This is a genomic window from Pseudomonas sp. PS02288 (assembly GCF_029959715.1).
Classification (GTDB): Bacteria; Pseudomonadota; Gammaproteobacteria; order Pseudomonadales; family Pseudomonadaceae; genus Pseudomonas_O; species Pseudomonas_O kuykendallii.
In genome coordinates, this window is sequence record NZ_JASCPA010000105.1 from 1 (window position 1) to 6,804 (window position 6,804).

4 protein-coding genes and 1 pseudogene are annotated in these 6,804 nt (G+C 60.3%); all 5 read left to right on the forward strand.

The genetic code is table 11. The annotated features are described in order from the left end of the window. The coding region (locus QMX85_RS22950; RefSeq protein ID WP_282344807.1) for an aldehyde dehydrogenase family protein at positions 1–854 on the forward strand (854 nt) is incomplete at its 5' end. 279 nt (positions 855–1,133) lie between these two features. Continuing rightward, positions 1,134–3,626 carry an ATP-binding protein gene (locus QMX85_RS22955; protein WP_282344808.1) on the forward strand — a complete coding sequence of 831 codons (2,493 nt, stop codon included), beginning with the start codon at positions 1,134–1,136 and terminating at the stop codon, positions 3,624–3,626. Continuing rightward, the gene (locus QMX85_RS22960; protein WP_282344809.1) at positions 3,616–4,749 is read left to right on the forward strand and encodes an HD domain-containing phosphohydrolase; all 1,134 of its coding nucleotides are present in this window, start codon (positions 3,616–3,618) and stop codon (positions 4,747–4,749) included. Before QMX85_RS22955 ends, QMX85_RS22960 begins: the two co-directional genes overlap by 11 nt. Next, a complete protein-coding gene (locus tag QMX85_RS22965; protein ID WP_282344810.1) occupies positions 4,746–6,377 on the forward strand; it encodes a methyl-accepting chemotaxis protein in 1,632 nt (543 codons plus the stop codon). Before QMX85_RS22960 ends, QMX85_RS22965 begins: the two co-directional genes overlap by 4 nt. Positions 6,378–6,482: 105 nt before the next feature. Beyond that, positions 6,483–6,593: pseudogene (locus QMX85_RS22970) on the forward strand (hypothetical protein); the annotation flags it as partial. Positions 6,594–6,804 lie beyond the last annotated feature (211 nt).

Genomic DNA, 6,804 nt, shown 5'->3' on the forward strand with positions numbered 1-6,804 from the left:
CCGGCGAGGCGCTGGCCACCAGCAAGCGCATTGCCAAGATCGCCTTCACCGGCTCCACCCCGGTCGGCTCGCACATCCTCAAGTGCGCCGCCGAGAACATCATCCCCAGCACCGTCGAGCTGGGCGGCAAGAGCCCGAACATCTTCTTCGAAGACATCATGCAGGCCGAGCCGAGCTTCATCGAGAAGGCCGCCGAAGGCCTGGTGCTGGCGTTCTTCAACCAGGGCGAGGTGTGCACCTGCCCGTCGCGTGCGCTGGTGCAGGAATCGATCTACCCGGCGTTCATGCAGGAAGTGATGAAGAAGATCGGCCAGATCAAGCGGGGCGACCCGCTGGACACCGAAACCATGGTCGGCGCGCAGGCCTCCGAGCAGCAGTTCGACAAGATCCTCAGCTACCTGGACATCGCCCGTCAGGAAGGCGCCGAGCTGCTCACCGGCGGCGGCGTCGAGAAGCTCGAGGGCAACCTGGCCAGCGGCTATTACATCCAGCCGACGCTGCTCAAGGGCAACAACAAGATGCGCGTGTTCCAGGAGGAAATCTTCGGTCCGGTGGTGAGCATCACCACCTTCAAGGACGAAGCCGAAGCCCTGGCGATCGCCAACGACACCGAGTTCGGCCTGGGCGCCGGGCTGTGGACGCGCGACATCAACCGCGCCTACCGCATGGGCCGGGCGATCAAGGCCGGTCGTGTGTGGACCAACTGCTACCACCTGTACCCGGCGCATGCCGCGTTCGGCGGCTACAAGAAGTCCGGCGTCGGCCGCGAGACGCACAAGATGATGCTCGACCACTACCAGCAGACCAAGAACCTGCTGGTCAGCTACGACACCAATCCGCTGGGCTTCTTCTGAGCCACCCTCGGGGCGCGCCTGGCGCGCTCGGTTTGCACGTCGTTGTACTCCTCGTTTCACCCCCCTTCAGACGCGGCTTCGGCCGCGTTTCTTTATGCGCCGCTGCACCGCCCGCACCTTCCGCGAGCAGAGCCGTCTTGCTGTTCTCGCCGGTCAATCGAGTGCGCAAACGGAAATGCCGTCGCTCTCTAATACCAACGGATAGGCATCGGCCATTACCTGTTGTGCTATCATTGTGCCATTATAAGATGCCCCAGTTTGACGAGGGGGAGAGGCTCTATGTCACACGTCGCTTCGATCGGTCTGAGACGTTGGATATGGCGTGCATTTCTCCAGACCGCCCTGATTCCGCTGATCCTGGTGGAAACCGTACTGATCGCCATCTATCTGCTGACCAATACCTCCATCCGGGATGCGCAAGTCACCCACCTTCGAGAAGTGGCGCTCGCAGATCTGCAGACTGCGGCAGCCCAGGAGACCAATGTGGTGCAGAGCGAACTGGGCAACATTGCCCAGTTGACCGCCACTTATGCCGCGTTGACCGAGCAGGCCCTGAGCGACACGACGCAAGTCGCACCGGCCAAGCTGAAGCTGAGTTCCAGTGGCGCACGTTACAGCGACGTGGATAAGGGGGGAGCCGCCTCGTTCTATTCCGCGGCCACGCCAGTGGCGCAACAGGACCTGTTCAAGGTTGCGCGCCTGGAGCGACTGGACGCCTTCATGCGCGAAACCGAACGCCATAGCCCACTGGTCACCAGCATCTACTTCAATAGCTGGGACAGTTACAACCGCATTTATCCCTGGTTCAACACCCTGAGCCAGTATCCGTCGAAGATGAACATCCCCGATTTCAACTTTTACTACCTGGCCACGCCTGCCCATAACCCCTCCCGCGCCGTGACCTGGACCGACGTATACCTCGACCCAGCGGGGCAGGGATGGATGCTTTCCGCTATTGCCCCCGTCTTTCGCAAGGACTTTCTCGAAGGCGTAGTCGGGCTGGACATCACGGTTGGCAGGCTCCTGGACCATATCAACGGGCTGGATGTGCCCTGGAACGGTTACGCGCTGATCGTTAGCGACGACATGGACATCATGGCGTTGCCGCCAGCGGGCGAGAGCGATTTTGGTCTGGACGAGCTGACCAGCCATTCGTACAGCGAGGCCATCAGTACCGAATTGCTGAAGCCCAAGGATTTCAACCTGTTCAATCGCGGCGAAACCCGGGCGCTGGCCGAAGCCATGGCAGCCCGCACAACGGGGGTCATTTCACTACCGTTGAAGGGGCTTCATCACCTGATCGCCTGGAACACCATCGGTGCTACCCAGTGGCGGTTACTTACGGTCGTGGACGAGGCGCAGGTCTTCAGCAAGACCGATTCGCTGGCGAGTTATTACCGCTCCATCGGTTATCTGATGATTGCCGGGCTGGTGATCTTCTACCTCATATTTTTCCTCGTCATGTGGCATCGCGTGCGGCTGCTCAGCAACAAATTGAAGTCGCCTATCACCGGCATTGCCGCGATGTTGCAGGACATCGGCGTGGGCAATTGGCGGCCGCTACGGCCAGACACGCAAATTGTCGAGTTGGAGCAGATCATCGTCGACGTGCAGGTGATGGGCACGCGCTTGGAAAGCAGTCTGGCGCTACTCAAACAGGCGAACCAGGAAACGCAGGACGCCAGCCGGGCAAAATCACAGTTCATTTCCAGCATGAGCCATGAACTCCGGACGCCGCTCAATGCCATTCAGGGATTCGCGCAGCTGCTGCAAATGGAGTCGCCCCTGGCGCAGCAAGAAGGCGAACAGGATTACCTTGAGGAGATCCTTCTGGCCAGTCGCCATCTGAATCATCTGGTGGCGGACATTCTCGACTGGTCCAGTATTCAAAGCGAACGTCCACGACTGGACCTGCAAAAGGTCGATGCCATCGCTTTGATGCAGGCATGCGCCGAATGGATCGCTCCCGAAATACAGACCCATCGTCTGACCCTGGAGCTGTGTCTGCCGCCTGGACCTCTGTGGGTCCGTGCCGAGCCGAGGCGCCTGCGCCAGGTTCTGCTCAATCTCCTGTCGAACGCCATCAAGTACACCCCGCACGGGAGTGTAAGTCTGCGTTGCACGCGGGAAAGCGACTGGGTACGACTAACGGTGGTGGATACCGGCATCGGCATCGCCGATGCCCTGCAGCCGATGCTGTTCGAGCCTTTCCAGCGCCTAGGCCAGGAAAATACCGCCATTCCCGGCACCGGTATCGGCTTATCGCTGTGTAAGGAATACGCGAGCCTGATGCACGGAAGGATGGGTTTCCATAGCGAGCTTCACGAAGGCAGCCATTTCTGGATCGAACTGCCCGCCTGGGCTCCTGCCACCCAGGAGTACCCCCGTGCGCCGATTTCGCGGGCGACGAGGGTTTACCACGCCGACCGGAATGCAGAGCGCCGCCAGTTGGTATTGAACGCCTTGCCTACCGTGGACCTAAAGCAGTTCGAAAACGGCCAATACCTGCTCGATGCGCTGGAGCGCCAGCCCGCCGACATCCTGCTCCTGAGCGCCGAGCTGGAAGGCCTCTGTGGGCGAGACTTGATGCGAGAGATCCACAGGCGTCCGCAACTGGCCGGCATGCCGGTCATCCTTTTCTGTCCACCGGGGCAAGCGGAGGCATTGGCCAGCCTGGGTGCCAGTGCCCTGCTCAGCATGCCAGTGGACCCCCTAGAACTGCACCGATTGGTACAGGAACTGGTTCGCGAGGAGCTGACAGATGTTATTTGAACGGTTTCAACAGGCCTGTGTAGTCATCGTCGATGACGTGGCGGCCAATACTCGCCTGCTTGAGTCCAGCCTCAAGGCTTTCGGCCTGCGCAACATCGTCAGTTTCTCCGATTCAGCGGCAGCGTTGGACTGGCTGCGGGCGAATTCCTGGAGCTTGCTGCTGCTGGACATCGACATGCCTGCTCCAGATGGTTTCGAAATTCTGCGACAGCTCTCCGACCGGGATCGCGGTGCCAGCCCAGTGATCATCATTACCGCCCTCAGCGATACGGTCAGTCGGCGCAGCGGCCTGGAGCTGGGGGCCAACGATTACCTGAGCAAGCCCGTCGACCTACCCGAAGTGATACTGCGGGTGCGCAGCAATCTGGAACTGAGTTTTGCCAACTTGGCATTGCAAGAGGCGAAAAGCGGCCTGGAGGCTCGTGTAGAACAACGTACAGCGCAGTTGAACGAAAGCTATCTTGCGGTCATGCGGACGCTGACACGGGCGGCGGCCTACCGCGACAACGAAACCGGCAATCACATCCAGCGCATCGGCGAGTCGGCGGCATTGATTGCCAGGGAACTGGGCATGGACGAAAGCTGGGTGGAGCTGTTGCGCCAGGCCGCACCACTGCACGATGTGGGCAAGATCGGCATTCCGGATCACATTCTCCTAAAGCCCGGCGCGTTGACCGAGGACGAGCGCCGGATCATGAACCAGCATCCCCAGATCGGCTGGGACATCCTCAACCAGGAGCATCCGTCGCCACTGACCCGGATGGCGGCGGATATCGCCCTGGGTCACCACGAGAAATGGGATGGCAAGGGTTATCCCAATGGCTTGAGCGGCGAGCAGATTCCGCTTGCCGCCCGAATCGTCGCGCTGTGCGACGTCTACGATGCACTGCGCATGCCCCGCCCCTATAAGGCAGCCTGGTCCTGCGAGCGCGCGCAATGCTACATCCGAGAGCAGGCGGGGAAGCAATTCGACCCGTGGCTGGTAAGGACTCTGGAGGGCCTGTACCCGCGCATAGAGGCGATTCAGCACGAATGGGATGACTGTCGCCGAACCTTCTCATGGCAAACCCCCGTGCAACCTATCCAGCTCGACACCCAAATAACCACGAGTACCTCGACATGAACTTTCGATCGATGTCCATTGCACCTAGGGCTGCGCTCAGCTTCGGCATCATTTCAGCGTGCGTGTTTGCGCTTGGCTGCTTTGCTCTCCTACAGATGAGCCGCATTCATGACAGTTCGAGCAACGTTGCGGATAACTGGGTCCCCAGCCTTAACGCATTGAGCGACCTATCGCAGGATATCCTTCGTTTGCGCGCCGTGACCCTGCAATTGCTGCTTATCCAGGACGTCTCCGATATGGACGAGAATGTCGTCAAGGCGCAGCAGCTGCGTGAAAACCTGATGCTCACCGAAGCCCGCTACGTGAAGCTAATCAGCTCGCCCGAAGAGCAGAATGCCTACGATGAATTCAGATTGAGCGAGCGAGGGTACCTGGATGAGCAGTCGCAGCTGATCCAGTTTCTGCGGGAAGGAGATAGGACGGCGGCCTTATCGATCGCCCAGGGCGATATGAGCAGGCTGGCGGAACGGATGGGTACCGAACTCAATGAATTGATAGCGATCAATCGAGCCGGCGCCGCAGAAGCAGCCAGGATTTCCGATGATGTGTTCTCACTGGCCAGGAGCGTCACCTTGATGGCCATGGCGCTTTCGGCCATCGCTACCGTCTGCCTCGCTGCGCTTTTCACCCGCAGTATCGTCAAACCTTTGGCCAATGCTGTGCAGGTCGCCAACGCGGTAGCCGACGGCGATCTGGCCTTTGCCATCGATGTCAGCGGTACGGACGAGCCTGCTCGTTTGATGCAGGCGCTGCAGGGCATGCAGGGCAAGTTGCGGAGCACGATCGAGCAGATTGCCGAGGCTTCGAATCAACTGGCGTCTGCCGCCGGACAGCTCACCACCGTCACCGAAACGACGACGGCGAATCTCCACCAGCAGAACCTGGAAATCGATCAGGCGGCTACAGCAGTCACGGAAATGAGTAGCGCGGTGGAAGAGGTGGCGCGAAACGCCGCTGGCGCCTCGGAAAGCTCCAACGAATCCGGGCGAATGGCGCGCCATGGCAGCGAGCGCATCACCCAAACCCTGACCACCATCACCCAACTGGCCTCCGATGTGGATGCGACATCCGCCAACTTCGGCCAGTTGGTCGGCAAGATTCGGGGCATCACCCAGGTTCTTGACGTTATCCAGAGCATTGCGGAGCAGACCAATCTGTTGGCCCTCAATGCCGCCATCGAGGCTGCCCGGGCGGGTGAAGCGGGGAGAGGTTTCGCCGTTGTAGCCGATGAGGTTCGCGCATTGGCCCATAAGACCGGCCAATCCACGCAAGAGATCGAGACGATGATCGGCGCGATCCAGAACGATACCGAGCAGGCCGCCCGGTCCATGGACCTAAGCAACGGTCTTGCCAAGAAAACGCTCGGTATTGCCCAGGGCGCGGGCGAGGCGCTCGAACAGATCATCGAGTCCATCGCTCAGATCAGCGACCGCAATCTGGTGATCGCCAGCGCTACCGAGGAACAGACCCACGTCGCGCGCGAAGTGGATCGCAACCTTATCAATATCCGCGATATTTCACTGCAGAACTCCTCCGGATCGGAGCAGACCAATACGGCCAGTCGTGCGTTGACTGCACTGGCGGTTGAACTCAATGGCATGGTCGGCCGTTTCAAGATAGCCAGCTAGCGGTGACCTCTCAGTAGGGCGTTCATCCGGGTTATCCGAAAGACTGAAAGTGCGATCAACCAGGCACTCCAGGTTCCCCGGATGAACCTGTAGGCGGCGCAAATCGCGTTCGGCGGCTACAAGAAGTCCGGCGTCGACCGCGAGACGCACAAGATGATGCAGCAGACCAAGAACCTGCTGGTCAGCTACGACACCAATCCGCTGGGCTTCTTCTGAGCCACCCACGGGGCGCGCCTGGCGCGCTCCGTTTGCACGTCGTTGTACTCCTCGTTTCACCCCCCTTCAGACGCGGCTTCGGCCGCGTTTTTTTATGCGCAGCGCCACCGTAGGGTGCGCCGCGCGCACCGAGCCGCTCCCCGATTGCCGCGGATGTGTTACGAGTCCATCTTTGAGCGTTGGGGCTCATGGTGCGCACGGCGCACCCTAC

Excerpts from the sequence above, each read along its gene's own strand:
- QMX85_RS22955 (WP_282344808.1), top strand. The coding sequence starts at position 1,134 with ATGTCACACGTCGCTTCGATCGGTCTGAGACGTTGGATATGGCGTGCA.
- QMX85_RS22960 (WP_282344809.1), top strand. The coding sequence starts at position 3,616 with ATGTTATTTGAACGGTTTCAACAGGCCTGTGTAGTCATCGTCGATGAC.
- QMX85_RS22965 (WP_282344810.1), top strand. The coding sequence starts at position 4,746 with ATGAACTTTCGATCGATGTCCATTGCACCTAGGGCTGCGCTCAGCTTC.